The following is a 25,815-nucleotide window of genomic DNA, read 5'->3' as shown; positions in this document are numbered from 1 at the left end:
GAGAGCGTAAAAAACATGAGCGATACCCTGCAGCTGATCCTTGAAGACACCGACGGCACGCAACTGGAAACTTCCTGCACCCGCGTCGCGGTCATGTGGCAAGGCAAAGAGCTGTGGATTCAGCAGGACGGCCGCGGCCAACTGCTGATCGGCGTGGATGTCGAAGAAGGTGACGCTGAATTCGCAAACCTGCTGCTGCGCCCATTGGCGACTAATCTGGTAAGTCTGCAACTGGAAATGGAACCGGCTGAAGTCGGTGACGAAGACCATGTGCACGGCCCGGATTGCGCGCACGACCACTAAGGAAACCGCTCTATGCTCGCCCTCGGCAAACTGCTTGAACTGACCCTCGCCGGCCGCGAACCGGCGGAGAAGACTCAACTGACTGTCGAAGGCGTGCGCATGCGCTGGTTGAGCGAAGGCGCGCTGGAAGTCCGGCCGCCTGAAGTTCGCGACAACGGCCTGGACCTGCTGCTATCGGCCGGCATCCATGGCAATGAAACAGCGCCGATCGAATTGCTTGATCGCCTGTTGCATGACATCGCCCGCGGCGATCTTAAGCCGCGCGCACGTATTCTGTTCTTGTTTGGCAACCCGGAAGCGATTCGCAAGGGCGAGCGCTTCGTCGAGCAGGACGTCAACCGGCTGTTCAACGGCCGTCACGAACAAAGCAGCGGCTCCGAAGCCCTGCGCGCGTGTGAACTGGAGCGGCTGGCGGCGAGTTTCTTCAGCCTGCCGGATCGCAACCGTCTGCACTATGACCTGCACACGGCCATTCGCGGTTCGAAAATCGAACAGTTCGCGCTGTATCCCTGGAAAGAAGGCCGTCAGCATTCACGCCTGGAACTGGCGCGCTTGCGCGCTGCCGGCATGGAGGCGGTGCTGCTGCAAAACAAGCCGTCCATCGTTTTCAGCTCCTACACTTACGACAAACTCGGTGCCGAGTCTTTTACCCTTGAACTGGGCAAAGCGCGGCCATTTGGGCAGAACGATGGGGTCAACGTCGATCTGCTGGAAACTCGCCTCAAACAGATTATCGAAGGCAACGAGCCGGCCCAGACCGAAGAGGCGCTGGACGGTTTGCAGCTGTTTAGCGTGGCGCGAGAAATCATCAAGCACAGCGATAGCTTCCGCTTGAACCTGCCAGCGGACATTGAGAACTTTTCGGAATTGGAAGTGGGTTACCTGCTGGCCGAAGACATCGCCCAGACCCGGTGGATCATTGAGGAGGAGGGTGCCCGGATCATCTTCCCGAACCCCAAGGTCAAGAACGGCCTGCGCGCCGGCATCCTGATTGTGCCGACTACCGACGAAAACCTTGCCTGACCCAATCTCGGGCTGAACATAAAGCCCATGTGGGAGCGAGCCTGCTCGCGAAGGCGGACTAACAAACAACATCATCGTTGAATGTTATTCCGCCTTCGCGAGCAGGCTCGCTCCCACAGGTTTTTCTGCGTTTAGACGGCTACCGCGCGGGGCTCGCTACGACGCAACGCACGCATCTTGTGCAACGTATCCGCGCACGTTTTCGCCGCTTCCTGGCCTTTATGCACAAAGTGCTCGAAGAAGAACTTCTGATGTTCTTCGCCAGCATGGAAGTGGTGCGGGGTCAAAACCACCGAGAACACCGGCACTTCGGTTTCCAGCTGAACTTGCATCAAACCGCTGATCACCGACTGGGCGACGAATTCGTGGCGATAGATGCCGCCGTCGACTACCAGACCCGCCGCGACGATGCCGGCATAACGACCGGACTTGGCCAGCAGCTTGGCGTGCAGCGGAATTTCAAAGGCGCCGCCGACTTCGAAGAAATCGATCTCCGACTCCTGATAACCCTGAGCAATCATTTCGGCAACAAAGCCTTTACGGCTCTGATCGACGATTTCCTTGTGCCAGCAGGCCTGGATGAACGCAACGCGCTCGCCCTGATGGTTTTTGCTTTTGCTATCGATTGCGGTGGGTTGCATGTTCTGACTCCTGTTTATGTAAAAAACAGGGCATATGAATCGAATGGGATTTAAGGGTACGCACGCTCGCACGAATGCCTGCGGACGGCCCTTTGGCGCCAATCCCGTTCTCTCTTCATCCGGACTATGACCGTCGGCCCCGGGATCACACCGGGTCTGCTGACCTTGCCGCCATCACAGCCATTGCCGTGCCTGTCGCCAAGCGCTCGCGGGCTATGCGCATTGCGCGCAATTACCGCCGGTGGGGAGTTGCACCCCGCCCTGAGAACGTTTTGCCGCCAGATTGTTTGGCGGCGAAGCGTTTTTAACACATATTTCTCACCTGTGCATTGCTGCTATCTGATGATTGCTATCGACTTTTTCGTCGGTTCAGGAAGCCTTTTCCTGCCCAAGGGTTGATTATTCGTCTGCATGACCGCAGTAACTCCTGACTGAAAGGGATTTTCCCTGCTTACCGAGGCCAGATTCATGAGCGTTATTGATCTTCGCAGCGACACCGTCACCCAACCGACCGCAGGGATGCTCGACGCGATGGCCAGCGCGGCCACCGGTGACGACGTTTACGGCGAAGATCCGACGGTTAATCGACTGGAAACCGAGCTTGCGAATCAGTTGGGTTTTGCCGCAGCGCTGTTTGTGCCGACGGGCACCATGAGCAATCTGCTGGGTTTGATGGCCCACTGCGAACGCGGTGACGAATACATCGTCGGCCAGCAGGCTCACACGTATAAGTACGAAGGTGGCGGCGCGGCGGTGCTCGGTTCGATTCAGCCGCAACCGCTGGAAGTGCAGGCCGATGGCTCGCTGGACCTGGCCCACGTGGCGGCCGCGATCAAACCGGACGACTTCCACTTCGCCCGCACCCGTTTGCTGGCGCTGGAAAACACCATGCAAGGCAAGGTTTTGCCATTGGAGTATCTGGCGCGGGCTCGAAGCTTTACCCGTGAACATGGGTTGCAGCTGCACCTGGACGGCGCGCGGCTGTACAACGCGGCGGTCAAGCTGGGTGTCGATGCTCGCGAGATCACCCAGTATTTCGATTCCGTCTCGGTCTGTCTGTCCAAAGGCCTGGGCGCGCCGATCGGTTCGGTGCTGTGCGGCTCGGTCGAGTTGATCGGCAAGGCGCGACGCCTGCGCAAGATGGTCGGCGGCGGCATGCGCCAGGCCGGGATTCTGGCGGCGGCAGGTTTGTACGCACTTGATAAAAATATTCAGCGTCTGGCTGACGACCACGCCAATGCGCAGTGGCTGGCCGAAGGCTTGCGAGCCGCGGGTTACGAGGTCGAGCCGGTGCAGACCAACATGGTTTACGTGCAGATGGGCGACAAGGCCGAGGCCATCAAGGCGTTTGCCGCCGAACGCGGGATCAAGTTGAGCGCTGCCGGACGTCTGCGCATGGTCACGCACATGGACGTCAGCCGCGCTCAAATCGAGCAGGTCGTCGCGACATTCGTCGAGTTTTCGCGCAACTGATAGCGTTAGCGGTCCAATTGACCGTTTCTATCGTATAAACACGCTGTACCCCGCGCGCAGGGCCGATATAATGCGGCCCTTTGCCGTCGCTTCGTCTGTTGACGTTTCGCACAGGCCTTTGGCCGCAGCCTCCGTGGAAGAACCTAATGAAAAGCGCAGAAATCCGTGAAGCCTTCCTTCGCTTCTTCGAAGAGCAAGGCCACACCCGTGTAGCCTCCAGCTCTTTGATTCCGGGCAACGACCCAACCCTGCTGTTCACTAACGCGGGGATGAATCAGTTCAAGGACTGTTTCCTGGGCCAGGAAAAGCGCGCGTACACCCGCGCGGTCAGCAGCCAGAAATGCGTGCGCGCCGGCGGCAAGCACAACGACCTGGAAAACGTCGGTTATACCGCCCGTCACCACACATTCTTCGAAATGCTGGGTAACTTCAGCTTCGGTGATTACTTCAAGCGCGACGCGATCACCTACGCCTGGAACTTCCTGACGTCCGACAAGTGGCTGAACCTGCCGAAAGAAAAGCTCTGGGTCACCGTCTACGCCAGCGATGATGAGGCCTACGACATCTGGACCAAGGAAATCGGCGTTCCGGCCGAGCGCATGGTCCGTATCGGCGACAACAAAGGCGCGCCGTACGCGTCCGATAACTTCTGGACCATGGGCGATACCGGCCCATGCGGTCCTTGCACCGAGATTTTCTACGATCACGGCGCCGACATCTGGGGCGGCCCACCGGGCTCGCCGGAAGAAGACGGCGACCGTTACATTGAAATCTGGAACAACGTGTTCATGCAGTTCAACCGCACCGCCGATGGCGTGTTGCACCCGCTGCCAGCGCCGTCGGTCGATACCGGCATGGGCCTGGAGCGGATCAGTGCCGTGCTGCAGCACGTTCACTCGAACTATGAAATCGACCTGTTCCAGAGCCTGCTGAGTGCATCGGCCAAGGCCATCGGTTGCACCAACGACAATCAGGCGTCCCTGAAAGTCGTCGCCGACCACATTCGCTCGTGCGGTTTCCTGATTGCCGACGGCGTGCTGCCGTCCAATGAAGGTCGCGGCTACGTGCTGCGCCGGATCATTCGTCGCGCTTGCCGTCATGGCAACAAACTGGGCGCCAAGGGCAGCTTCTTCTATCAGATCGTTGCGGCACTGGTCGCCGAGATGGGCGAAGCCTTCCCAGAGCTGAAATCCCAGCAAGCGCACATCGAGCGCGTACTGAAAGCTGAAGAAGAGCAGTTCGCCAAGACCCTGGAGCAGGGCCTGAAAATCCTCGAGCAGGATCTGGCCGATCTCAAAGGTGACGTGGTTCCGGGCGATGTCGTGTTCAAGTTGTACGACACTTACGGTTTCCCGATGGACCTGACCGGCGACATCGCTCGCGAACGCAGCCTGACCATCGACGAAGAAGGCTTCGAGCGCGAAATGGAAGCCCAGCGCGTCCGTGCCCGTTCCGCCAGCTCCTTCGGCATGGACTACAACAGCCTGGTCAAGGTTGATGTGGCCACCGAATTCACCGGCTATGAAGCGACTAAAGGTTCGGCGAAAGTCGTTGGTCTCTATAAAGATGGCCAGTCGGTCGACGTACTCAGCGAAGGCGAAGAGGGTGTGGTCGTACTGAACCAGACGCCGTTCTACGCTGAATCCGGCGGTCAGATCGGCGACTGCGGTTACCTTCAGGTCGGCAACGCACGCTTTGATGTACGCGACACCACCAAAACCGGCGGCGCCTTCTTGCATCACGGCGTGCTGGCGTCGGGCAGCCTGACCATCGGCGCGCCGGTAGAAACGCATGTTGATGCTGAAGTGCGTCACGCGACTTCGTTGAACCACTCGGCGACTCACTTGCTGCACGCGGCATTGCGTCAGGTATTGGGCGATCACGTTCAGCAGAAAGGCTCGTTGGTCGACAGTCAGCGACTGCGCTTTGACTTCAGCCACTTCGAAGCCATCAAGCCTGAGCAATTGAAGGCGCTGGAAGACATCGTCAACGCCGAGATTCGCAAGAACTCCGAAGTTGAAACCGAAGAAACCGATATCGAAACCGCCAAGCAGAAGGGCGCGATGGCGCTGTTCGGCGAGAAATACGGCGACAGCGTGCGCGTACTGAGCATGGGCGGTGATTTCTCCGTCGAGCTGTGCGGTGGTATCCACGCCAACCGGACTGGCGACATCGGCCTGCTGAAGATTATCAGCGAAGGCGGTGTGGCTTCCGGCGTGCGTCGTATCGAAGCGGTCACTGGCGCCGCGGCGCTGGCATACTTGAACGCTGCTGAAGAACAACTCAAGGAAGCGGCCAACCTGGTCAAGGGTAGCCGCGACAACCTGATCGACAAGCTGTCGGCTGTGCTGGAGCGCAACCGTCTGCTGGAGAAGCAACTCGAGCAGTTGCAGGCCAAGGCTGCCAGCGCGGCGGGCGACGATCTGTCGGCTTCTGCCCTGGATGTCAAAGGCGTGAAAGTGCTGGCCGTGCGTCTGGACGGTCAGGACGGCAAGGCGCTGCTGGCGCTGGTCGATCAACTGAAAAACAAACTCGGCCGCGCAGTGATCCTGCTCGGCAGTGTCCATGAGGAAAAGGTCGTTCTGGTTGCAGGCGTAACCAAAGACCTGACTGGCCAACTCAAAGCCGGTGATTTGATGAAGCAAGCCGCTGCGGCAGTGGGCGGGAAGGGCGGTGGTCGTCCAGACATGGCGCAAGGCGGTGGTACTGACGCTGGCGCACTGGATGCGGCATTGGCCCTGACTGTTCCATTTGTAGAGCAGGGTTTATAAGGCAGTGTGTCCGGCCCGCAGTCTAGTGGCGGGCCGGAACGCTGTTTGAGTGATTATTTGGGCGCCCTTCATGGGCAGAGGCGGCTTTGAAATGGCTTTGATCGTACAGAAATTTGGAGGCACCTCGGTCGGCACTGTCGAGAGAATCGAACAGGTCGCCGACAAGGTTAAGAAGTTCCGCGAAGCCGGCGATGACCTGGTGGTTGTGCTGTCTGCAATGAGCGGCGAAACCAACCGTCTGATCGATCTGGCCAAGAAAATCAGTGGCGACGGCCAACCGGTTCCTCGTGAGCTGGACGTGATCGTCTCCACCGGTGAGCAGGTGACGATTGCACTGTTGGCCATGGCGCTGATCAAGCGCGGCGTGCCAGCGGTGTCCTACACCGGCAATCAGGTGCGGATTCTGACGGACAGCGCTCACAATAAAGCGCGTATCTTGCAGATTGATGACCAGAAGATTCGTGGCGATCTGAAGGCCGGTCGTGTGGTGGTTGTCGCCGGTTTCCAGGGCGTCGACGAGCACGGCAACATCACCACCCTCGGTCGTGGCGGTTCCGACACCACCGGCGTGGCGCTGGCGGCAGCCTTGAAGGCTGACGAATGCCAGATCTACACCGACGTCGACGGCGTCTACACCACCGACCCGCGTGTGGTGTCCGTGGCTCAGCGCCTGGACAAGATTACCTTCGAAGAGATGCTGGAAATGGCCAGCCTCGGTTCCAAGGTGTTGCAGATCCGTGCGGTGGAATTCGCCGGCAAGTACAACGTTCCGCTGCGCGTACTGCACAGCTTCAAGGAGGGTCCGGGCACCCTCATTACTATTGATGAAGAGGAAACCATGGAACAGCCGATCATTTCCGGCATCGCTTTCAATCGCGATGAAGCCAAGCTGACCATCCGTGGCGTGCCAGACACCCCGGGCGTTGCATTCAAAATTCTCGGCCCGATCAGCGCCGCGAACATCGAAGTCGACATGATCGTGCAGAACGTTGCGCACGATAACACCACCGACTTCACCTTCACCGTGCACCGCAATGACTTCCAGGCAGCGCAAACCGTGCTGGAAAACACCGCTCGCGAGATCGGTGCCCGTGAAGTCGTTGGCGATATCAAGATTGCCAAGGTGTCGATCGTCGGTGTCGGCATGCGCTCCCACGCAGGCGTGGCCAGCCGCATGTTCGAATCCCTGGCCAAGGAAAGCATCAACATCCAGATGATCTCGACTTCGGAAATCAAAGTCTCCGTAGTGATCGAAGAGAAGTACCTGGAACTGGCTGTGCGCGCGCTGCACACGGCTTTCGAACTGGACGCACCGGCCCGTCAGGGCGAGTGATGCGTTAACCGAAGGGCGCGGTCTGACCGCGCCCTTTTGTTTTTTTGAATGGCGCGACTCGAGGCTGTTCTTTTGCTCGCGCTAGTCAATACTCAGGCATGTAGGGCTGCGATCGTTCAGGTTGTAGGTCAAGTGCCTTTTTTTTGCAGACTGTTGTCCCTGAAATGAAATGCGTGAGGAGAAAGGTATGCTGATTCTGACTCGTCGGTGCGCAGAAAGCCTGATTATTGGTGATGGCGAAATCACCGTGACCGTGCTCGGCGTCAAAGGAAATCAAGTGCGTATCGGTGTCAACGCCCCGAAAGAGGTTGCGGTCCACCGTGAGGAAATTTACCTGCGTATAAAGAAAGAGAAGGACGAAGAACCAAGCCATTAATTTTTATCGTTTTTTATGTTTGCAAACGGGGAAGAAGCTGGTTAATATACGCCCCGTGTTGCGGAGAGCTGGCCGAGTGGCCGAAGGCGCTCCCCTGCTAAGGGAGTACACCTCAAAAGGGTGTCGGGGGTTCGAATCCCCCGTTCTCCGCCATTATTTGCGTAGTACGTTGTAATCTAGCTTCTTCGGTAAGTGTTTGAAATTACTAGAAAAAGTGCTTTACATAGAGATTAAACGGCCTATAATGCGCGGCAACAAATGCACTCGTAGCTCAGCTGGATAGAGTACTCGGCTACGAACCGAGCGGTCACAGGTTCGAATCCTGTCGAGTGCACCATTTAAGAGTTGTTTGCAGTAATGTGAATGACTTGGCTTCAACCAGTTGTGATCTGGTATAAAAACACAAATGCACTCGTAGCTCAGCTGGATAGAGTACTCGGCTACGAACCGAGCGGTCACAGGTTCGAATCCTGTCGAGTGCACCAAACACCAAAAAGCCCGCGTTTAACGCGGGCTTTTTGCCGTCTGGGATTTGGCTTTTCCTTTGGTGCATCCTCTCTCATCGAACTCGACGTGTGCGCTACGACCTCGCTGGGTGTCGTAACGGTAGCTCGTGGCCGAATTGCGAATACTGATCTTGTCTGGCTTGCCAAGGGCGCTCTCGACATCCTGCTGGCTCATGCCGGCAACAATCCGTTGATTGATGATCGCTTCGCGGCGTTCTCTGGCGCTGATGAGGTTTCCACATTTGTCCTCGGTCTTGCCGATGACAGTCGGATCCCTCCTTTTGATTTTCATACCTGATGTTTCGCGATTCTCGGCTTCCGGCATGAGAGCGGTCACGCTGCCTGGGGTGAAGGTGCGGACATCCTGAAGCGAAAGGCTGTCTCCGGCCGCACAGCTCAACGTAGTGAAGGTAATGCGCCCGTCGGCCGCCTCGCAGCGGTGAACGGTCGTGGCAAGCGCGCAGGACGGCGGCCAGAGCAGGGTAATCAATAAAAAATAATGTGCATTCGATGGCATTAAACGTCCTCCATGACGGTCCATCTGAAGGGTAGTCGTTACATTTTTCGGCTGTGGTGTGTTTTCTTTTCAGGATGAGTCGTCGCAGTTTCATGGATCAGGGCGGTGCTCAGGATTGTCTTGCAAGCGCTTGTTTCAGCCACGATTTTTTAACGTTTAAAACCGTCGGGCGGTGTATCATTGCGCCCGTCAGCCCCGCCGGGGCTTGTGGAATACCTCCATGGACTTACCCAGTAGTTACTCAGTACCCCGTTTTTCCAATCATGAATTGACTGATTGATCCTTCCGGCGTGCCCCGCTGCTGGGAGTGGAGTTCGCCTATGTCTGAAGTTGAAGTAAAGAAAACGCAGGAAAGCTTACAAGACCGCCTCGCTCAAGTTGTTGAGCTGCTGCAGCGTCAGCGGGTGGTCGAAGACCTGACTCATCGCCAGGAAGGTCCGCATCACGACCGGGTCGAGAACCTGGTTCACCGGCAAAACCTCGTCGAGTTGCAACGCAAGCTCGATGATCTGCACTCCGCCGACGTCGCCTACATCCTTGAAGCCTTGCCGCTGGACGATCGTCTGACGCTCTGGCAATTGGTCAAGGCCGATCGCGACGGCGACATTCTGCTCGAAGTATCCGATTCGGTTCGTGAAACGCTGATCGCCGACATGGACGATCACGAGCTCCTGGCTGCGGCCAAGGACATGGACGCCGACGAACTTGCTGACCTGGCCTCCGAGCTGCCGCGAGACGTCGTCCACGAGCTGATGGAAACCCTCGATGGTCAACAGCGTGAGCGCGTCCGCTCTGCGTTGTCCTACGACGAGGAGCAGGTCGGTGCGCTGATGGACTTCGAGATGGTGACGATCCGTGAGGATGTCAGTCTCGAAGTGGTTTTGCGTTACCTGCGCCGCCTCAAGGAGCTGCCAGGCCATACGGACAAACTGTTCGTGGTCGATTACGACGGCGTGCTCAAGGGCGTGCTGCCAATCAAGCGTTTGTTGGTCAACGACCCGGAAAAACAGGTTTCTGAAGTCATGGCCAGCGACCCGGTGAGTTTTCACCCGGACGAAGACGCCTATGATGCGGCTCAGGCGTTCGAACGTTACGACTTGATCTCGGCGCCTGTGGTCGACAAGAACGGCAAGCTGATCGGCCGTCTGACCATCGATGAAATGGTCGACCTGATTCGTGAGGAGAGCGAAAACGAAGTTCTCAACATGGCGGGTCTGCGTGAAGAGGAAGATATTTTTGCGTCAGTCTGGAAATCCCTGCGTAACCGTTGGGCCTGGCTGGCAATTAACCTGATCACTGCGTTCATCGCATCCCGGGTGATCGGTCTTTTCGAAGGCTCCATCGAGAAATTGGTGGCGTTGGCGGCACTGATGCCGATCGTGGCGGGTATCGGTGGCAACTCGGGTAACCAGACGATCACCATGATCGTTCGGGCCATGGCGCTGGATCAGGTCAGCACTGGCAATACTTCGCGCCTGATGCGCAAGGAGTTGGCGGTAGGCTTGATCAATGGCCTGGTGTGGGGCGGTGTGATCGGCGTCGTCGCCTATCTGCTGTATGGCAGTTGGTCTCTGGGGGTGGTGATGACCGCTGCCATGACGCTCAACCTGTTGCTGGCGGCATTGGCGGGGGTATTGATTCCCATGACCCTGGCGCGGCTTGGGCGCGATCCTGCGATGGGCGCCAGTGTGATGATCACCGCCATGACGGACAGCGGCGGGTTCTTCATCTTTCTCGGGTTGGCGACGATCTTCCTGCTCTGACTTATCGACATAAAAAACCCGCCAATCAATCGGCGGGTTTTTTTATGCCCGAATTTCAGGCAAAAAAAAGCCAGCGATTAAGCTGGCTTGAACTTTCGGATGAAATCAGGAAGCGTCTGCGGCCATTTCGGCATCATGCGCAATCAGCGAAACAAGAGCATTCTGCTGACGGTGGGAGAGTTGGCGGAAGCGTTGCAGCAGTTCACGTTCGTGCAATGACAGCTCCGGGCTGTCCAGGCGCATGCTCAATTCTTCGCCCAACGCGCCTTCCTGAATAAGGCTTTGCTCAAGGCGCGCGATGATTTCGGAGTTCATGCTGCGATGATGATTGCGAGCCACCTCGGCAATGCGTTCACGCATTCCGTCTGGCAGACGTACGACGAACTTGTCAGCCGTACGGCTGGAATAAATTGCCTGTTTCAATGGGCGCATATATTTAACCGGTTAGTTCAGGGGAGCGGTTCTCGGGATTGGCCGCAGGATGTCTGATAGGACAAGCGGTCTGGCCAAATGTTCAACCTGAATTGATAGAGGCTCGCATCATGCCTCAAGGCAGCCAGTTCATTGGCGTCAATTCTGTGACAAATATTGAACTGGATAAAGGCGTTATGCCAGCACCAATCATCAGAAATGCGGACTGGTTTGAAAAGTTTGCCCTGGTCCGTATTACTGACCGCCTCCTCTTGCCCGACAGGTGATGTCCTGGGACGCCTGAAGGTGCATGCTGTGCAGATTCGATCAGTGTTCCTTACTTGTACAGGATAGTGGCAATTGGCCGATTTACTAGGGGAAGACGTGCAGTGCGAGGTGATTTCAAGATGGATGGCAGGCTGATTTACTTGATGGGGCCTTCCGGGTCCGGCAAGGACAGCCTCATCGAAGCCGCTCGAGAGCCGTTGCAGACGCTCAATTGTGAAGTGGTGCGTCGGGTCATCACGCGGTCGGCCGAATCAGTGGGCGAAGATGCGATTGGCGTTTCGCGGGAAGAGTTCGAACAACACAGAGTCGAGGGCGATTTCGCGCTGTGCTGGAACGCCAATGGCCTGGATTACGGTATTCCGATCGAAATAGATCAATGGCTCAATGACGGTCGGCATGTCTTGGTCAACGGCTCTCGCGGTCATCTGGCTCAGGCGCTGCGCCGGTATCCGACGCTATTGCCGGTTCTTTTGACGGTCAAGGATGAAGTCCTGCGAGAGCGCCTGCTGCGCCGTGGTCGCGAAAGTTTTGCTGAGATCGAAGCGAGGCTGCACCGCAATGGGTTATTCACGGCAGAGGGTTCAGACGGAGATGCGCGGATCCATCGACTCGACAATTCAGGTGAACTGTCCACCACAGTTGCCCATTTGCTGGACCTGTTGAGGATTAACGCAGTACCGGATCGAATTTGATCTTGCGCCCGGCAATCAGCGCCAGCACAAACAGCGCACCGAACACGCCGCTGGCGATCAAAGGCAGGGTAAGGACCGTATCCTGGACCACTGACAGATGAAGAATGCCGCTCAGTAAGGCGAGGATGAAAAACCCTGCGGCTGATTTGGACATGCGGTGCTCCTGATGGGGTGATTCAAAATACCAAACGTTCTGAAGACTGAGCCGGCAGCAGAATGCCTTCCTGGCTCACCTCCTGGCTGACAAAGCTGCGCTGATCGCTCATTACCGCCAGTTGAGGCGCTCTTTGCACCTGAAGGTAATGAGGCATGCTTTGAGCAACCGGTTCTACACCGTTCTCGGGGACAAATTGAAAGCCCAACAAAATCGCCAGAGCGATCGCGTTCGAGAGTAAAAGGGTGCTGTACATGAGGCTTGCCTCCGATGTTCTTCGAGAACAGCTAAAGCAGCCCGCATGCCAAGAGTCTAACGGTAATTAAATCCTTTAAAAACAATGAATTAAGATATTTTCCCGAAGTGCCTGCATTGCATTTTGCAATGATGTCTTTTTGCGGCGATGCAATTTGCACGGTAAACAAAGCCACGCTCCTGCGAGGCGTCTGCCTACACTTAAAAAGCCCAACGGACGACATGACAAAAGCGGGCCTGCCCGTTAACATGCACGCCGTCCATCGCACTGCGTTTCTTCGCGGTCGATTTGTGTCTCAGTAGCTCAATTGGATAGAGCATCCCCCTCCTAAGGGGAAGGTTGGCAGTTCGAACCTGCCCTGGGACACCATTAATTCGTACCTCTCCGGTCACCTTCTGACAGGGCATGTTCTCCTCGTCAGCAGGTAGCACCAAGTGGCAAAAAAAGCCCCGCCGGGCAGTTCTCCGGCGGGGCTTTTTTACGCGCCATCACCCGACGATCTACATGGAAAGTCTGTCATTGCTGTGCCTTACTCCAGACACAACTCATGGAGCGACGTCGATGCGGCGTAGAGGCACAAAATTCTGGTTATGGACCAACACGCAGTTACCCATCCATACGCATGAAGAGGTACTCAACAATGGCCTGCATATCGAGGTGCAGGCACGGGTCAGTCATGAGGGGGTTACCCAGGTGTTTATAGGCGTCTACGGCACCAATGGCTGGGCTGTTGGCGAGGAGGTTCATGACCGGCACGCCGGTGAGCATTACTGCGAGGCCTTGAAGTGGGGCGCTCAGCGGGCGAGGGAGATTGTCGCGGACACCCTGGAGTTCGTCGCACCGCACCGGGTGCAGTTGACCTTGAGTCCGGTGATTACCGATGAGTCGGAACTGGCCCTGCGGCGGATGGAAATGACCGAGCGCGAGTCTTTGAAACTCAGGTCCGACGATGCCTGGTCGGAGTACCTGGCCGCCAAGGCAGCCATGCTGGCGCTGATGCGCTCAACTAAAGTCGACCCCAGGGTCTGGACTGATCACAAGGAGCGGCTCAGGCAGGCCATCGATCGACGAGCCTGCGTACAACGCGCCTATCTGCGCTGACCCTGTCTCAGGTCTGGGAGCGTCGCAGATTCTCAATGGTGTCGATCAGCTCATCGTAGGACACCGGTTTTCCAATGTGCTGGTCAAAGCCCGATTGCCGTGATTTTTGAATGTCGCTGTGGGCGCCATAGCCGGTCAGTGCAATGGCCGGCACATCCTTGACCAGCGGCAACTGACGCAATGCGCTCATCAGCTCGTGGCCGTTCATGACCGGCATGCCCAGGTCAGAAATGATCAGGTCGAAACGGGTGCTTTTTGCCGCGTCCAAAGCCGCCACCGGTCGATCGAAGGCAATCACGTGCGCGTCTTCCATTTCCAGCAGCATTTTCAACGTTTCCAGCACATCAGCGGAGTCGTCGACCAGCAGGATCGTCAAACCACTCAGCCTGCCAGAGGCCTCTTCGACCTGGGTCGGAGATTGCGGCTCACCTTTGGTGTGGGCCAAGGGCAGGTAAACCGTGAAGGTACAACCTGTTCCCTCCCCGGCAGAGTTCACCTCAACCGTTCCCCGTTGGGCTTCGGCCAACTGGCGGACCAGGGACAAACCGATCCCCAGGCCTTCACGGTTGTGGCTGACGTGCTGCTTTTCAGCCTGACCGAACAGGTCGAACACGTGATCGAGGTTCTCGGGTGCGATGCCGGCACCGTTGTCTTTGACGTCCAGCCGCGCCATGTTTCCAATTTGGCTGGCGATCAATTGCACACGGCCGTTGGAGGGTGTGAATTTCAGCGCGTTATTCACCAGGTTCCAGATAATTTGCTCAAGGCGCGTCGGGTCTGCATGGACCATCAAGGCGCCTGAAGGCACGAGCAGTTCGACGGTGGCGTCATGTCGGTCGCTGAGCACGACGGCATGAATGTCGCGTAACACACCGGCCAGATCCACGGCGATGGGTTTCAGTTTGAGTTTGCCGGTACGCACCCGGGCGACATCCAGCAGATCATCGATGATTCGTGCCTGGCTGTTGACGGCGTCGCAGATGGTGTTGACGGCCTTGGCGGCCGGCGCCACCGACTTGGTCACCGGCAAGCGCCGCAGCAGTTCTGCATTGAGCTGAATCAGGTTCAACGGATGCTTGAGTTCGTGGGACATGACCGCGAAGAATTCATCCTTGAGGTAATTGGTGTTGCGCGTTTCGGCCAGTTGTTGGCTCTGTTCTTCATGCTGGCGTTTATGGCCGGTCAGGTCCCGGGCGATTTTGACGTAGCCTTTGAGATTGTCGCCGCTGAGCAATGTCACCTCGCCGCTGCAAAAGAAGCGGTTGCCGTCCTTGCGCACGTGCCAGCGCTCATCTTCGCTGCGGCCATGGGTGCGCACCGACAGCAGTTCGTTTTCAGGCACGCCGGACGCACGATCTTCAGGCGAGAAAATGAAGTCGTAATAGGCGCCCTCGGCCTCGGCCTTGCTGTAGCCGAAGATCAATTCGGCGCCTTTGTTCCAGGTGGTGATCACGCCCAGCTCATCGAGGGTGATGATGGCGTAGTCGCGAGTGCTTTCGGCGACCAGGCGCATGCGTTCTTCGCCCAGTCGCAGCTCTTCTTCAGCCGCCCGACGTTTGGTGATGTCGATGAACGTCAGTACGGTGCCGTCGATGTGGTCTTCGCTGGAGCGATAGGGCAGCAGGCGGGCGATGTACCAGCGGTTGTCGGTGCTGCTGACTTCGCGTTCGATCATGTTCAGCGATTCGAAGACCTGCGTCGCGTCTGCGACCAGGTCCTCGTAATGCAGGCGATGGGTAATGTCGAGCAAGGAGCGGCCGGTATCCACCGGCAACATGCTGAAGATGTCAGTGGCGCGCGGGGTGAACCACTTGATGCGCATGCTGCGGTCGACAAACACCGTGGCGATGTCGGTGGAGGCAATCAGGTTGGTCAGGTAGTCGTTGATCTTGTCGGTTTCTTCGACTTTGGTTTTCAGCTCGTAGTTGACCGTCAGCAGCTCTTCGTTGATCGACTGCAACTCTTCCTTGCTGGTTTCCAGTTCTTCGGTGGCCGAACGCAGTTCTTCGTTGATGGCCTGCATTTCTTCGTTGGAAGCCTTGAGCTCTTCGCTGGAGACTTCCGATTGTTCGATGGTGTCCTGCAGGTGCAATTTGGTGCGTTGCAGTTCGCGCTCAAGGTTGGACAGCACCTGGCTTTCGGTCTGTAGCACGGTGGTGGCCGCTCGTTCGGCAGGGTCGACCTCGACTTCCTCGAAAATCACCAGGACGTATTCGCCGTCCGATTCTTCATCCTTGTAGGGGTGCGCGACCAGATCAATCAGGTAACTGCGCTCATCACGCTTGATCGGCACTTCACGGGACTTGACCGGGAGGCCACTCTGCTGGACCTGGAACAGCGTGGTGCGGATTTCCAGGCGCAGTTCCGGAAGAATCAGTGTCAGCAAGTTACGCGACAATTCGCCGCCAACATGACGCAGGAAACGTCCGGCACTCTCGCTCATGTGCAGGATGTCGGCGTTGGCATCGATGATCACGCTCGGTGGTGCGGACTGTTCGAGGGCGCGGTGATGGATATCGCCAAATGACAATTTACGCGGCGCGCTGCTTTGCGGGACCTGTTGGGAAGTGTTGGTCCGCACATAGCCTCCACGTGGCATGGTCGGGGTGCGCCGACTGTTGGCCGTGCCGGTCTTGGCACGGAAGATTCGGTTGCGTTTATCCACCGGCGCGAACAATTCGTGGCACGCGTCCGCGCTCTCGGAAGTACCGAGGAACAGGAAGCCACCGGGACGCAGGGCAAAGTGGAACATCTGGAGGATTTCGCGTTGCACTTCGCGATCCAGATAGATCAGCAGGTTGCGGCAAACAATCAGGTCGATCTGCGAGAAGGGCGGGTCGGACAACAGGCTGTGTTTGGCGAACAAGACCTTTTCGCGGATTTCCTTGCGAATCCGATAATGATCGTCTTCCTTGATGAAGTAGTGGCGCAGCCGCGAGGGTGGCACATCGGTGATGATCGCTTGTGGATACAGGCCGGCCCGGCCGACGCTGATGGCGCGTTCGTCGATGTCGGTGGCGAATAGCTGCATCGACGCCGCACTGGCGTCCAGTTGCAATTGATCGTTGAGCAGCATGGCCAGGCTGTAGGCTTCTTCGCCCGTGGAGCAGCCCGCGGACCAGACCCGGATTTCTTCTTTTTCGGGTTGCGCGGACACGGCCGCGCTGACCAGTTGCGGCACGACATCCCGCTCCAGGGCTTCGAAAGCCTCCCTGTCACGGAAGAAGTTGGTCACGCCGATCAGCATGTCGCCCAGCAGTGCCTTGGTTTCTTCAGGGTTGTTTTGCAGATACTGGTAATAGGCACTCAGGTCCGGTTGGCCGGTGACCTGCATCCGGCGTTCGATCCGGCGCAACACGGTGGCGCGTTTGTAGTGCTTGAAGTCATGGCCGGTGCCGGTGCGCAACTGAATCAGGATGTCGCGCAGCATTTGTTCGGCAAGTGCTGCGTCGCGCTCGGACACCGCAGCAATGGTTTGCAGTTCCGGATCGTTGGCGATGGGCAAACAGATTTCCCTGGAGTTGCGCCATAGCTCCAGCAGTTTTTGTGGCATTTCCACTACGGGCAGCACCAGGTCAACCATGTGGGTTTCGATGGCGGCGCAAGGCATGCCATCGAACTCGGCGTCTTCCGGTGCCTGGACCAGTGTGATGCCACCTTGTTCCTTGATCCGTGACAAGCCCACCGCGCCGTCCGAGCCGGTGCCTGACAGCACCAGGCAGAAGGCGCGCTCGCGGTGCACATCGGCCAGGTTGCGGAAGAACAGATCAATGGACGCGTGGCGACCTTCGCGCGGATCTGTAGCGCTGACCTCCAGAAAGCCATCGTTCATTGTCAGCCGTTGCGCCGGTGAAATGACGTACACCCGGTTTTTCTCGATAGCCACCGTTTGGGTCACCTGCAGAACCGGCATCTTGGTCGATTCCTGGATGATCTTGTCAGCGATGCTTTGGTGATCGGGCGACAGGTGGAGAATGATCACGAACGCCATGCCATTGTCCTGGGGCATGTTTTCAAAGAACAGTTTGATCGCTTGCCGCCCGCCCGCCGACGCACCGATGCCCACCACCGCAAAGTCCAGGGTGCTGGGGGGCAGGGCCTTTCGCTCAGGAGCAGGGGCCGAGTGCTTGGGAGTGGTGGTCATTACGCTTGCCTTTGGCGAGGGGAAACGCCTCGAGTTCAAGTGGGGGGGGCGCCTTAATAAATCAGGATAATCCCGATTTTCAATAACACTTCAAATATTTAGCGCGTACTGAGCGGCATGGTTTCTCAAGGGAACGCCACTACTGGCCGATAACCCGAACAGTCATGGTCTTCTTCTTAAATTGCCTGGAAATCTTCGATGCTGTCGTATCACCAAAAGCGCTTTTTGATCGTCGATGATTTCTCGGATTTCCGCAGTTCCGTCAGGTCCATGCTGCGTGAGCTGGGCGTCAAGGATGTCGACACCGCCGACACCGGTGAGCAGGCGCTGCGTATGTGTTCGCAGAAGGCCTACGATTTCATCCTGCAGGACTTTCACCTGGGCGACGGCAAGAAGAACGGTCAGCAAGTGCTTGAAGACCTGATGATCGAAAAGCTGATCAGCCACGAGTCCGTGTTCGTCATGGTCACCGCCGAGACCAGTCAGGCGATGGTGCTCAGTGCGTTGGAACACGAACCCGATGCGTACCTGACCAAACCGTTCAACCGTTCCGGCCTGGCTCAACGCCTGGAGCGGCTGGAGCAGCGCAAGACCTTGCTCAAGCCGATTCTGCAGGCCCTTGACCGGGGCAAACCGGTTGAAGTGCTCAATGCCTGCATCGCCCTGTGCAAGCAAGATATCCGCTACTCGCCGTTGTGCCTGCGCTACCGCGCCGATGCCTTGCGCGACCTGAATCAGAACGAGGCGCTGGAGCGTCTCTATGACAGCATCATTGCTGATCGACCTTTGCCGTGGGCGTTTGCCGGGTTGGGTAAGCTGCTGTTCAAGCGTGGCCAGGTTGCTCAGGCCAAAGGCGTCTACGAAAAAGCTCTGAAAGTGTTCCCGATGATGCCGGCACTCTACGACGGCATGGCCGATGTGCTGGTCGCCGAAGGCGACACCAAGGCGGCCCAGCGTGTGCTGGAAGAAGCGATCCGCTTGTCGCCGCTGGCGGTGCGCCGACAAGCGCTGCTGGGCAAGTTGGCGATGGCCAACGAAGATTTTGACACCGCCTCCAAAGCCTATCGTCAGGCCGTGGCGCAGGGCGCGCAGTCACGTTTCAAGGATGCGGAGAGCAACCTTGGCCTGGCCCATGCCTTGATCAGTAAAGGCAGCGAAAAAGGTCTGGATACCCGGACTCGACTGGAAATCAACACGACGCTGAGTGCGGTGGCCAAGGAAAACCCTTCCGACCCGGGTCTGCAGATTCGTGCGCGATTGATGAAAGCCACCAGTCTGCTGCTCAACGATGCCGAAACCGCCGAGAAGCTCACCGAGCAGGCGATGATGCGCCTCGATGGCATGGAACAGTTTATGAGCGCCGAAGCGGCGCTGCTGGTGGCCAAGCAACTGCAGATGCTCGGGCAGGCCAGCGCCGGTGCCTCGATGCTGAAAAACTGCGCGGAAATCTACGGCGACGACCCGACAGTGATGAAGGGCATCGCCAAGTTGACCGACGATCCGACCATTCTCAACTCCGGCAACGCGGCTGCCGACCTCAACCGTCAGGGCGTGCGGGTGTACAAGACCGGCAACCTGGTGGAGGCGCGGCAGGTGTTCCGCAAAGCTCTGGCGCTGCAACCCAAGAACATCAGTATCGCGCTGAACATGGCGCAGTCGCTGCTGCACGGCACCGACACCAGTGTCCCTTCGGCGGAGCTGGAGGAATGTCGGACGTGCCTGAAAATGGTCGGCCTGATGCCCGACACCGATGCGCGTTTTCCCCGTTATCAGAAGTTGCGAAGCAAGGCGTTTGGCGAATGAACGACAGCGAACAGGCACTCGATTTTTCCACGGTGATTGCCTCCACCGTGCACGACATGAAGAACTCCCTGGCGATGCTGATGCAGGCCCACAGCCAATGGTTGGCGCGCTTGCCGGATCCGCAACACCACACCCCGGAGCAGGGCGTGATCGAATTCGAGTTCGCGCACCTCAATGGCATGCTCGTGCAGTTGCTGGGGCTGTACAAACTCGGGGTCAACCAGATGCCGTTGCAACCGGCCTACCATGAACTGGATGACTTCATCGAAGCGCAATTGGCCTGCCACCAGGACGTGTTCGCCAGTCGCGGCATCATGGCGACCTATGAAGTGGACCCGCTGAGCCCTCTGGGTTTCTTCGACCGGGAGCTGATTGCTTCGGTGCTGGGCAACAGCATCAACAACGCCATTCGTTACGCCCGCCACGCGGTGTTGATCAGCGTCAGCGATGAAGCCGGGCAACTGGTGCTGACCGTCAACGACGATGGCGAGGGTTATCCTCCCGAGATGATCGAGCGTCAGGCCGATTACGTGCAGGGCATCAACCACAGCAGTGGAAGCACCGGCCTGGGCCTGTATTTTGCCGGGCGGATCGCCGCACTTCATCAACGCAATGGCGTGGGCGGACGCACCGAAATCAGCAATGGCGGCCCGCTGGGTGGCGGGGTGTTCAGTCTCTATCTGCCTTGACCGGTCTTTTTGTTGGCCGCTGCTTGATATTCCGAACAGGCGGAGCCTATTTTGTACGGGTCGCCGTTCGCGGCTTGCACAACAACAAAGGATTGCGTCATGACAACCGATGGCCATAGTTCATTCGCGGAGCGATTGACGGGCATTGATGAGATCGAATGTGTTACGCCGGATTTGAATGGCGTACCCCGCGGCAAGGTAATGACCGCCGAAGGCTTTCTCGAGGGGCGGCGTTTGCAGATGGCGCGGGGGGTGCTGCTGCAATGCATCATGGGCGGATACCCGCCAGCGCGCTTTTACGGCTGCGATGATGGCGACCTGGCGCTGGTGCCCGATCCTGCACAGATCCATCGCTTGCCGTGGAGCCAGCAGCCGCGAGCCTTGGCCATTTGCGATGCACACGAGCTGACCGGCGAAAGCTCGTCTCTGTCGACCCGCGGCCAACTCAAAGCCGTGATTGCGCGTTACGCGGCTCTCGGCCTGGCGCCGGTGGTGGCGACCGAGCTGGAATTTTTTGTCTTCGCGCCCAATACCGACCCGACTCAACCGTTCCAGCCGCCGCTGGGCCTGGACGGTCGTCGCGAGGACGGTCATTCGGCGTTCAGTATCAGTTCCAATAATGGTTTGCGGCCGTTCTTCAGTGAAGTCTACGCCTGCATGGGGGCCCTGGGTTTGCCGCGCGATACCTTCATGCACGAAATGGGCGTCAGCCAGTTCGAGATCAACCTGCTGCACGGTGACCCACTGCTGCTGGCCGACCAGACTCTGCTGTTCAAACATCTGCTTAAAGAAGTTGCGCTCAAGCATGGCCTGACCGTGGTTTGCATGGCCAAGCCGCTGGCGCACACGCCGGGCAGTTCGATGCATATTCATCAGAGCATCATCGAGATCGGCAGCGGGCGTAACGTGTTCAGCGACAAGGCTGGAGAGCCGACGGCGACCTTCCGTCATTTCATCGCGGGTCAGCAGGCCGGCATGGCGGATTTGACCGCGTTGTTCGCACCGAACGTGAACTCGTATCAGCGCTTGTGCCATCCGTATGCGTCGCCGAATAATGCCTGCTGGTCCCACGACAACCGGGCGGCCGGATTGCGTATTCCGGCCAGTTCGCCCGCCGCTCGTCGGGTCGAGAACCGCTTGCCGGGGGCTGATGCAAATCCTTACCTGGCGATCGCCGCCAGCCTTGCCGCAGGGTTGTATGGCATTGAACACAAACTGGAGCCTGGCGAGCCGATCCAGGGTGAGTTCGAAGTGCCGGACAATCTTTCGTTGCCGTGTACCTTGCATGCGGCTCTTGAGCGTCTGAAACGTAGCCAATTGGCGAAGGAACTGTTTGGCAAGGAGTTCATCGAAGGCTACATCGCCTCGAAGACCATGGAGTTGACCAGCTTCTTTGATGAAATTACTCCCTGGGAGCGGCGTGTTTTAGCGGCCCAGGCCTGACGTTCCATCGTCTTCGGGCTATCTTTTCGGGTAGCCCGACTCTCACTGCAAGGAGCCGCTCGGAACGCCGATGCGCCAAATCTGGAAACCCTTTCGAGCGCTTTATTTTGCCTCGCTGATGATGTTGATCGGCTCTGGCCTGTTGAGTACTTACCTGGCCTTGCGCCTGGCCGCCGACCACGTCGACAGCCTGTGGGTCGGTGCGTTGATGGCAGCCAACTATTGCGGCCTGGTGCTGGGTGGCAAGATCGGCCACCGGCTGATTGCCCGGGTCGGGCATATTCGCGCCTATTCGGCCTGCGCCGGGATTGTCGGTGCGGCGGTGCTGGGCCATGGCCTGGTGGACTGGTTGCCGGCCTGGATCTTCCTGCGGGTCATCGTCGGCCTCGGCATGATGTGCCAATACATGGTCATCGAAAGCTGGCTCAATGAGCAGGCTGAAGCCTCGCAGCGCGGGACGGTATTCAGCGGCTACATGATCGCTTCGTACCTGGGGCTGGTGCTGGGTCAGCTGATTCTGGTCATGCACCCAGGCCTGGGTCTTGAGCTGCTGATGCTGGTCGCCTTGTGCTTCGCGCTGTGCCTGGTGCCGGTGGCCCTGACCCGGCGGATTCACCCGGCGCCGTTGCACCCGGCACCGATGGAGCCGCGGTTCTTCATCAAGCGCGTGCCGCAGTCGTTGAGCACGGTGCTGGGGGCGGGGCTGATCATTGGTTCGTTCTACGGTCTGGCACCGCTGTATGCCTCACAGCAGGGGTTGTCCACGGAGCAGGTCGGTCTGTTCATGGGTAGCTGCATTTTTGCGGGGTTGCTGGTGCAATGGCCGTTGGGCTGGCTGTCCGACCGTTATGACCGGGCGCTGTTGATCCGCTGTTTTGCGCTGGTCCTGGCGCTTACCGCGTTGCCGCTGGCAATCATGCAACAGGTACCGCTGGAGATTTTGTTTATCACCGGGTTCTGCTGTTCGCTGGTGATGTTCTGCCTGTATCCGCTGGCGGTGGCATTCTCCAACGACCACGTCGAGGGTGATCGTCGGGTGTCCCTGACAGCGATGCTGTTGGTGACCTACGGTGTCGGCGCCAGTATCGGACCACTGGTGGCCGGGGTGCTGATGAAGCTGTTCGGCAGCCACATGCTCTATGCCTTCTTCAGTTTCTTCGCGTTGGTGCTGGTGTGGCGGATTCGCCCGAAAGCGGTGACCAACCTGCATGTGGTGGACGATGCACCGCTGCATCACGTCGCCATGCCGGACAGTATGTCGAGTTCGCCACTGGTGGCTTGCCTTGACCCGCGGGTCGATGAGCAGGTGGTGCAAGACCAGATGCAGAGCCCGATCAACCCTGAGCCGGACCCGGAACCTGAATCAGAGCCCGAAACCGATCCGCCGCCCGAAGACCCTGATGCACCTCGCGAGCAAAGTTTTACCGAGGCCAGGCCATAACGCATAAAAGCAACGCATAAAAAACGGGCAGTCACCGCAAGGGACTGCCCGTTTTCTATTGAAGCGTCGTATTACATGTCGTCTTTGTCGAAGCGCCGCGCTTCACGCTGAAGCTGATAGACGAACCGCTCGACCTGGCGCTGCACCAGCCCGCTCATGTTGTGAAAGCGTACGCCGGCGAAGGTGATGGAGATCCTTTCTTCGAAGTGCAGGTAACGCAGCTCGACGGGTGCCGTCATGTTGCCAAAGGGCAGGGCGGCGATGAAGCGGTCATAGACCTGGCCCAGTTGCAGGCTGTCCGTGATGTCGCCTTCGAAGCGCAACTTGCAGCCGGTGGCGGAGATGTCCAATAGCTTGCCGCTGATCGGCGACTTGAGCTTTTCACCGCCCAGATCGACGTTGACCAGTTGTGCCAGCTTCAATGCTGCGCGGAATGCATTGCGACGCTGGTGGTAAACCACCTCGGCGGGCAGGGCGCCACGGTAGCAGCGACCGCCACCGGATTCGTCGATGGTCAACGGGCCGTTGCTTTCCCAGGCAATACGCACGCCGTCGTGAAAGCCTTCGACCTTGAACGGTTCGCCGGCGAGCAGGAAGCGTTCACCATCGCGGGGAATCATTTCGTCCAGGGCAATCATGTTGCTGTTACGGTCAATGTCCACCAGATAACTCTGGAAGCGCTGGCTGCGCTCATGGAACGTGATGATCAGCGGGTCATGGCTGTCTTGCAGCTGGCGCAGGGTGCCGGAGATCTCCAACGGCGTGGTGAGCACCTTGGGTGGCTGCGGAGCATCTTCCGCGCTTAAGGCATTGAACACGGTTCATCAATCTCCAGACAAAATATGACTACGACTGGCTATCATATTGCCAGCATGTCGCGCGTCTTGATAGTACGCGCTTTTCAGCAGGCTCAAGCCTGACTGAGCGGGCGTGGCTTCGCAAGCATGGAGGTTGATCCGCGCGCATCGTAGAGCGCTGGCGGCTCGCCGCCGTTGAGGATTTTCAGCTGATTGGCCGTCGCGGCCTGTTGCACCAGGATCGACTGGCCATTCTTGACGTTGGCCGCTTGGCACTGAGCCAGAAGATCGGTCAACACATCACTCTGCTCCAACAGCTGATCGCCAATACTCGAATGGCTGGCAAGTTGCTCCAGGCCGTTGCGATTGGTCGGCAGGTTGAGGCTGGCGAGGATTTCACTGCGCTTGCGGCCATGCTGATCGAGCAAAATGATCAATGCCTGTTTCTGCGCCAGAATCTCTTCGAGCAGTGGCATGTCACGACCGTGCAAGGCGAGGGACTCGGTTTGCAGTAACTCCAGCAAGTGCTGTGCTGGAGCGAAATCGTCGGTGATCAGTTGCAGTAAATTAGTGTCGTGCATGGCTGGCCTTGGGTTTTAAGCGTCCAAAAGCCTGGCGCAGGCCTGGGCCTAGCGCTGGGCTTCGAAGTTGAGCAGTTTGCTGGCTACACGGTTGCTGTCGACTTTGTAGCTGCCATCGGCAATCGCTGCTTTCAACTCGGCCACGCGGGCGTTGTCGACGGCAGGCTGATCGCGCAGCTTGTCAGTGACCTTCTGCAACTGTTGAGCCTCATTGCTGAGATGTACTGATTCCCCGCTTTTAACGGTACTGGCCTGTTCGGCCGGGGTATTCAGCGGCGCGGATTTGCCGGTTTCGGCGGTTTCCTTCGCGGTGCTGGTACGTGTACTACCGGTTAGTGACGAGGAACTGTTCAAACGGCTGAAATCGATGACCATGACAAAAAACCTCTGGGTATTTGGACGCTTGCCATGTTTTCGGCCATACCCTGGAAAACTTTAGGCCCATTTATCAATGAGCTTGCGCGCGTCAGCGCTTGCCCTGCATAGGGCACAGTCTAGGGAACAGTCGAGCGGCGCGCCACATCTTCACCAACAGAGAGTTCTACATGGCCACTTCCACCTGGCCGGGCGCGGTGACTTGCGCCTTGATGACCCGCTGGGAGTTGAGGTTTTTCACCCGAATCTGTTCGCGCAAGCCGCCGTTGGACAGCGCTTCACCCGGCATGCGCACGCTCAGCGTTCCACTGTGGGCGGTAATCACCACCTGGTCACCCTTGCTGATGACTTCTGCCTGTTCCATGTGCACCAGGGTCATGACCTGGTCGGCGACCATTGGTCGGGTAAGTTTCTGCCCGATCGCCTGGTCGACGGAAGTCAGGTAACCCTGGCTGATCAGGCTGATGTCACGCTCGCGCAGGGTCACATCCTGGGGCTCGACGATACCGGCGCGTCGCAGCGGGCGGGTGGTGGTCACAATGTCGCGAAACAGGCGCACTTGAGCGGGTACGAAGACCGTCCAGGGCGACGCGCCCTCGCAGCGAACCTTGACCGTAACCCGTCCCAGCGGCGTGGCCGGGCTCTCCAGGGACGCTGTCAATTCCTTGTCGCACATGGGCATGCGCAGCCGCGGATCAAGCTGCTTGACCTCGATCTCGTAGCGGCCTTCCGTTTGACTGGTGGCCAGATAGTCTTCTACGGTGAATTCAAGAAAGCCCTGAGTGACGCCGATAAGCATGTCAGGCAAGGTAACCGCGTCAGCAAGGGCAGGGCAGCCAGCGTTGAACAGGCAGACGGCCGACACCACGCAAAGCAATTTGCGGGCGTTTGATGTCAGGCGTCGGAAAAATGTCGGTTCTGTGTTCATAAGAGT

The 25,815-nt window shown here is 58.1% G+C and carries 24 protein-coding genes, 4 tRNA genes and 1 riboswitch; of the genes, 18 read left to right on the top strand and 10 right to left on the bottom strand.

The window, feature by feature from the left end; genetic code table 11:
• Positions 1 to 15: 15 nt before the first annotated feature.
• Positions 16 to 303 carry a topoisomerase II gene (locus JFU47_RS10370; RefSeq protein ID WP_140895507.1) on the top strand — a complete coding sequence of 96 codons (288 nt, stop codon included), beginning with the start codon at positions 16 to 18 and terminating at the stop codon, positions 301 to 303.
• Positions 304 to 315: 12 nt separating this feature from the next.
• Positions 316 to 1,326, top strand: a complete 1,011-nt coding sequence (gene astE / locus JFU47_RS10365) for a succinylglutamate desuccinylase (protein ID WP_140895505.1) — start codon at positions 316 to 318, stop codon at positions 1,324 to 1,326.
• A gap of 131 nt (positions 1,327 to 1,457) precedes the next feature.
• On the opposite strand, the gene JFU47_RS10360 is transcribed toward astE, so the two are convergent.
• Complete coding sequence (locus tag JFU47_RS10360; protein WP_007943897.1) at positions 1,458 to 1,967, bottom strand: 6,7-dimethyl-8-ribityllumazine synthase; 510 nt, start codon at positions 1,965 to 1,967, stop codon at positions 1,458 to 1,460.
• Between the two features lie 102 nt (positions 1,968 to 2,069).
• Positions 2,070 to 2,240: riboswitch (FMN riboswitch) on the bottom strand.
• A gap of 195 nt (positions 2,241 to 2,435) precedes the next feature.
• On the opposite strand from JFU47_RS10360, the gene ltaE reads away from it, so the two are divergent.
• The 7 genes from ltaE to JFU47_RS10325 all read left to right on the top strand — a co-directional run bounded on the left by ltaE (position 2,436) and on the right by JFU47_RS10325 (position 8,405).
• Complete coding sequence (gene ltaE, locus JFU47_RS10355) at positions 2,436 to 3,440, top strand: low-specificity L-threonine aldolase (RefSeq protein ID WP_201182792.1); 1,005 nt, start codon at positions 2,436 to 2,438, stop codon at positions 3,438 to 3,440.
• Positions 3,441 to 3,586: 146 nt separating this feature from the next.
• A complete protein-coding gene (gene alaS, locus JFU47_RS10350; protein WP_201182790.1) occupies positions 3,587 to 6,211 on the top strand; it encodes an alanine--tRNA ligase in 2,625 nt (874 codons plus the stop codon).
• A gap of 91 nt (positions 6,212 to 6,302) precedes the next feature.
• The gene (locus JFU47_RS10345) at positions 6,303 to 7,544 is read left to right on the top strand and encodes an aspartate kinase (protein ID WP_008154299.1); all 1,242 of its coding nucleotides are present in this window, start codon (positions 6,303 to 6,305) and stop codon (positions 7,542 to 7,544) included.
• 187 nt (positions 7,545 to 7,731) lie between these two features.
• Complete coding sequence (csrA, locus tag JFU47_RS10340; RefSeq protein WP_002554426.1) at positions 7,732 to 7,920, top strand: carbon storage regulator CsrA; 189 nt, start codon at positions 7,732 to 7,734, stop codon at positions 7,918 to 7,920.
• A 62-nt stretch (positions 7,921 to 7,982) separates the two neighbouring features.
• A tRNA-Ser gene (locus JFU47_RS10335) sits at positions 7,983 to 8,073 on the top strand.
• 107 nt (positions 8,074 to 8,180) lie between these two features.
• Positions 8,181 to 8,257, top strand: a tRNA-Arg gene (locus JFU47_RS10330).
• A 71-nt stretch (positions 8,258 to 8,328) separates the two neighbouring features.
• Positions 8,329 to 8,405: transfer RNA gene (locus JFU47_RS10325), tRNA-Arg, on the top strand.
• A gap of 19 nt (positions 8,406 to 8,424) precedes the next feature.
• On the opposite strand, the gene JFU47_RS10320 is transcribed toward JFU47_RS10325, so the two are convergent.
• Positions 8,425 to 8,943, bottom strand: a complete 519-nt coding sequence (locus JFU47_RS10320; RefSeq protein WP_201182788.1) for a cell envelope protein SmpA — start codon at positions 8,941 to 8,943, stop codon at positions 8,425 to 8,427.
• Positions 8,944 to 9,263: 320 nt separating this feature from the next.
• On the opposite strand from JFU47_RS10320, the gene mgtE reads away from it, so the two are divergent.
• Positions 9,264 to 10,706 carry a magnesium transporter gene (gene mgtE, locus JFU47_RS10315; protein ID WP_095130991.1) on the top strand — a complete coding sequence of 481 codons (1,443 nt, stop codon included), beginning with the start codon at positions 9,264 to 9,266 and terminating at the stop codon, positions 10,704 to 10,706.
• Between the two features lie 105 nt (positions 10,707 to 10,811).
• On the opposite strand, the gene JFU47_RS10310 is transcribed toward mgtE, so the two are convergent.
• Positions 10,812 to 11,138: an Arc family DNA-binding protein gene (locus tag JFU47_RS10310; RefSeq protein WP_003178899.1), complete on the bottom strand. Its 327-nt coding sequence runs from the start codon at positions 11,136 to 11,138 to the stop codon at positions 10,812 to 10,814.
• Positions 11,139 to 11,248: 110 nt separating this feature from the next.
• Between JFU47_RS10310 and JFU47_RS10305 the strand changes: the two genes are divergently transcribed.
• Both JFU47_RS10305 and phnN read left to right on the top strand, forming a co-directional pair.
• Positions 11,249 to 11,404, top strand: a complete 156-nt coding sequence (locus tag JFU47_RS10305) for a hypothetical protein (protein ID WP_170206250.1) — start codon at positions 11,249 to 11,251, stop codon at positions 11,402 to 11,404.
• Between the two features lie 120 nt (positions 11,405 to 11,524).
• Positions 11,525 to 12,097, top strand: a complete 573-nt coding sequence (gene phnN, locus JFU47_RS10300) for a phosphonate metabolism protein/1,5-bisphosphokinase (PRPP-forming) PhnN (RefSeq protein WP_201182786.1) — start codon at positions 11,525 to 11,527, stop codon at positions 12,095 to 12,097.
• Here phnN and JFU47_RS10295 read toward each other — a convergent pair.
• Positions 12,072 to 12,251, bottom strand: coding sequence for a PA3371 family protein (locus JFU47_RS10295; RefSeq protein WP_056741414.1), 180 nt, complete (start codon positions 12,249 to 12,251; stop codon positions 12,072 to 12,074). The two genes, phnN and JFU47_RS10295, sit on opposite strands and share 26 nt — an antisense overlap.
• Positions 12,252 to 12,273: 22 nt before the next feature.
• Positions 12,274 to 12,507 (bottom strand): hypothetical protein, encoded by a 234-nt coding sequence (locus JFU47_RS10290; RefSeq protein ID WP_201182784.1) that lies wholly within the window; start codon positions 12,505 to 12,507, stop codon positions 12,274 to 12,276.
• A 292-nt stretch (positions 12,508 to 12,799) separates the two neighbouring features.
• Here JFU47_RS10290 and JFU47_RS10285 point away from each other — a divergent pair.
• A tRNA-Arg gene (locus JFU47_RS10285) sits at positions 12,800 to 12,876 on the top strand.
• A 192-nt stretch (positions 12,877 to 13,068) separates the two neighbouring features.
• Positions 13,069 to 13,608: a hypothetical protein gene (locus JFU47_RS10280; protein ID WP_201182782.1), complete on the top strand. Its 540-nt coding sequence runs from the start codon at positions 13,069 to 13,071 to the stop codon at positions 13,606 to 13,608.
• A gap of 7 nt (positions 13,609 to 13,615) precedes the next feature.
• Here JFU47_RS10280 and JFU47_RS10275 read toward each other — a convergent pair whose 3' ends face one another.
• Positions 13,616 to 17,752, bottom strand: coding sequence for a CheR family methyltransferase (locus tag JFU47_RS10275; protein WP_201182780.1), 4,137 nt, complete (start codon positions 17,750 to 17,752; stop codon positions 13,616 to 13,618).
• Positions 17,753 to 17,950: 198 nt separating this feature from the next.
• Between JFU47_RS10275 and JFU47_RS10270 the strand changes: the two genes are divergently transcribed.
• The 4 genes from JFU47_RS10270 (at position 17,951) to JFU47_RS10255 (ending at position 23,128) form a co-directional block, all read left to right on the top strand.
• Entirely contained in the window at positions 17,951 to 19,555 is a 1,605-nt protein-coding gene (locus tag JFU47_RS10270) for a tetratricopeptide repeat-containing response regulator (RefSeq protein ID WP_123368743.1), read from the top strand.
• The gene (locus JFU47_RS10265) at positions 19,552 to 20,244 is read left to right on the top strand and encodes a sensor histidine kinase (protein ID WP_140676506.1); all 693 of its coding nucleotides are present in this window, start codon (positions 19,552 to 19,554) and stop codon (positions 20,242 to 20,244) included. The genes JFU47_RS10270 and JFU47_RS10265 overlap by 4 nt, the downstream gene beginning before the upstream one ends.
• 201 nt (positions 20,245 to 20,445) lie before the next feature.
• Complete coding sequence (locus JFU47_RS10260) at positions 20,446 to 21,687, top strand: glutamine synthetase family protein (RefSeq protein ID WP_201185195.1); 1,242 nt, start codon at positions 20,446 to 20,448, stop codon at positions 21,685 to 21,687.
• 70 nt (positions 21,688 to 21,757) lie between these two features.
• Positions 21,758 to 23,128: an MFS transporter gene (locus JFU47_RS10255; RefSeq protein WP_201182778.1), complete on the top strand. Its 1,371-nt coding sequence runs from the start codon at positions 21,758 to 21,760 to the stop codon at positions 23,126 to 23,128.
• A gap of 71 nt (positions 23,129 to 23,199) precedes the next feature.
• On the opposite strand, the gene JFU47_RS10250 is transcribed toward JFU47_RS10255, so the two are convergent.
• From JFU47_RS10250 to flgA, 4 genes are all read right to left on the bottom strand, one after another.
• On the bottom strand, positions 23,200 to 23,946 hold the full coding sequence (locus JFU47_RS10250; RefSeq protein WP_123368747.1) for a flagellar brake protein: 747 nt from the start codon (positions 23,944 to 23,946) through the stop codon (positions 23,200 to 23,202).
• Positions 23,947 to 24,038: 92 nt separating this feature from the next.
• Positions 24,039 to 24,506, bottom strand: coding sequence for a flagella synthesis protein FlgN (locus tag JFU47_RS10245; RefSeq protein WP_123368748.1), 468 nt, complete (start codon positions 24,504 to 24,506; stop codon positions 24,039 to 24,041).
• Between the two features lie 48 nt (positions 24,507 to 24,554).
• Complete coding sequence (flgM, locus tag JFU47_RS10240) at positions 24,555 to 24,881, bottom strand: flagellar biosynthesis anti-sigma factor FlgM (protein ID WP_123368749.1); 327 nt, start codon at positions 24,879 to 24,881, stop codon at positions 24,555 to 24,557.
• Positions 24,882 to 25,047: 166 nt separating this feature from the next.
• Complete coding sequence (gene flgA / locus JFU47_RS10235; RefSeq protein ID WP_201182776.1) at positions 25,048 to 25,809, bottom strand: flagellar basal body P-ring formation chaperone FlgA; 762 nt, start codon at positions 25,807 to 25,809, stop codon at positions 25,048 to 25,050.
• Positions 25,810 to 25,815: the final 6 nt, after the last annotated feature.

Origin of the sequence: Pseudomonas sp. TH39(2020) (assembly GCF_016650715.1) — a bacterium.
In the GTDB taxonomy this organism is placed as follows: Bacteria; Pseudomonadota; Gammaproteobacteria; order Pseudomonadales; family Pseudomonadaceae; genus Aquipseudomonas; species Aquipseudomonas mandelii_C.
Note: the sequence above shows the minus strand (reverse complement) of the source record. Positions and strands in the feature narration are given on the sequence as shown.

Bases quoted from the DNA above. Each gene is read 5' to 3' on its own strand.
- JFU47_RS10370 (WP_140895507.1), top strand. From the start codon at position 16: ATGAGCGATACCCTGCAGCTGATCCTTGAAGACACCGACGGCACGCAA.
- astE (WP_140895505.1), top strand. From the start codon at position 316: ATGCTCGCCCTCGGCAAACTGCTTGAACTGACCCTCGCCGGCCGCGAA.
- JFU47_RS10360 (WP_007943897.1), bottom strand. From the start codon at position 1,967: ATGCAACCCACCGCAATCGATAGCAAAAGCAAAAACCATCAGGGCGAG.
- ltaE (WP_201182792.1), top strand. From the start codon at position 2,436: ATGAGCGTTATTGATCTTCGCAGCGACACCGTCACCCAACCGACCGCA.
- alaS (WP_201182790.1), top strand. From the start codon at position 3,587: ATGAAAAGCGCAGAAATCCGTGAAGCCTTCCTTCGCTTCTTCGAAGAG.
- JFU47_RS10345 (WP_008154299.1), top strand. From the start codon at position 6,303: ATGGCTTTGATCGTACAGAAATTTGGAGGCACCTCGGTCGGCACTGTC.
- csrA (WP_002554426.1), top strand. From the start codon at position 7,732: ATGCTGATTCTGACTCGTCGGTGCGCAGAAAGCCTGATTATTGGTGAT.
- JFU47_RS10320 (WP_201182788.1), bottom strand. From the start codon at position 8,943: ATGCCATCGAATGCACATTATTTTTTATTGATTACCCTGCTCTGGCCG.
- mgtE (WP_095130991.1), top strand. From the start codon at position 9,264: ATGTCTGAAGTTGAAGTAAAGAAAACGCAGGAAAGCTTACAAGACCGC.
- JFU47_RS10310 (WP_003178899.1), bottom strand. From the start codon at position 11,138: ATGCGCCCATTGAAACAGGCAATTTATTCCAGCCGTACGGCTGACAAG.
- JFU47_RS10305 (WP_170206250.1), top strand. From the start codon at position 11,249: ATGCCTCAAGGCAGCCAGTTCATTGGCGTCAATTCTGTGACAAATATT.
- phnN (WP_201182786.1), top strand. From the start codon at position 11,525: ATGGATGGCAGGCTGATTTACTTGATGGGGCCTTCCGGGTCCGGCAAG.
- JFU47_RS10295 (WP_056741414.1), bottom strand. From the start codon at position 12,251: ATGTCCAAATCAGCCGCAGGGTTTTTCATCCTCGCCTTACTGAGCGGC.
- JFU47_RS10290 (WP_201182784.1), bottom strand. From the start codon at position 12,507: ATGTACAGCACCCTTTTACTCTCGAACGCGATCGCTCTGGCGATTTTG.
- JFU47_RS10280 (WP_201182782.1), top strand. From the start codon at position 13,069: ATGCGGCGTAGAGGCACAAAATTCTGGTTATGGACCAACACGCAGTTA.
- JFU47_RS10275 (WP_201182780.1), bottom strand. From the start codon at position 17,752: ATGACCACCACTCCCAAGCACTCGGCCCCTGCTCCTGAGCGAAAGGCC.
- JFU47_RS10270 (WP_123368743.1), top strand. From the start codon at position 17,951: ATGCTGTCGTATCACCAAAAGCGCTTTTTGATCGTCGATGATTTCTCG.
- JFU47_RS10265 (WP_140676506.1), top strand. From the start codon at position 19,552: ATGAACGACAGCGAACAGGCACTCGATTTTTCCACGGTGATTGCCTCC.
- JFU47_RS10260 (WP_201185195.1), top strand. From the start codon at position 20,446: ATGACCGCCGAAGGCTTTCTCGAGGGGCGGCGTTTGCAGATGGCGCGG.
- JFU47_RS10255 (WP_201182778.1), top strand. From the start codon at position 21,758: ATGCGCCAAATCTGGAAACCCTTTCGAGCGCTTTATTTTGCCTCGCTG.
- JFU47_RS10245 (WP_123368748.1), bottom strand. From the start codon at position 24,506: ATGCACGACACTAATTTACTGCAACTGATCACCGACGATTTCGCTCCA.
- flgM (WP_123368749.1), bottom strand. From the start codon at position 24,881: ATGGTCATCGATTTCAGCCGTTTGAACAGTTCCTCGTCACTAACCGGT.
- flgA (WP_201182776.1), bottom strand. From the start codon at position 25,809: ATGAACACAGAACCGACATTTTTCCGACGCCTGACATCAAACGCCCGC.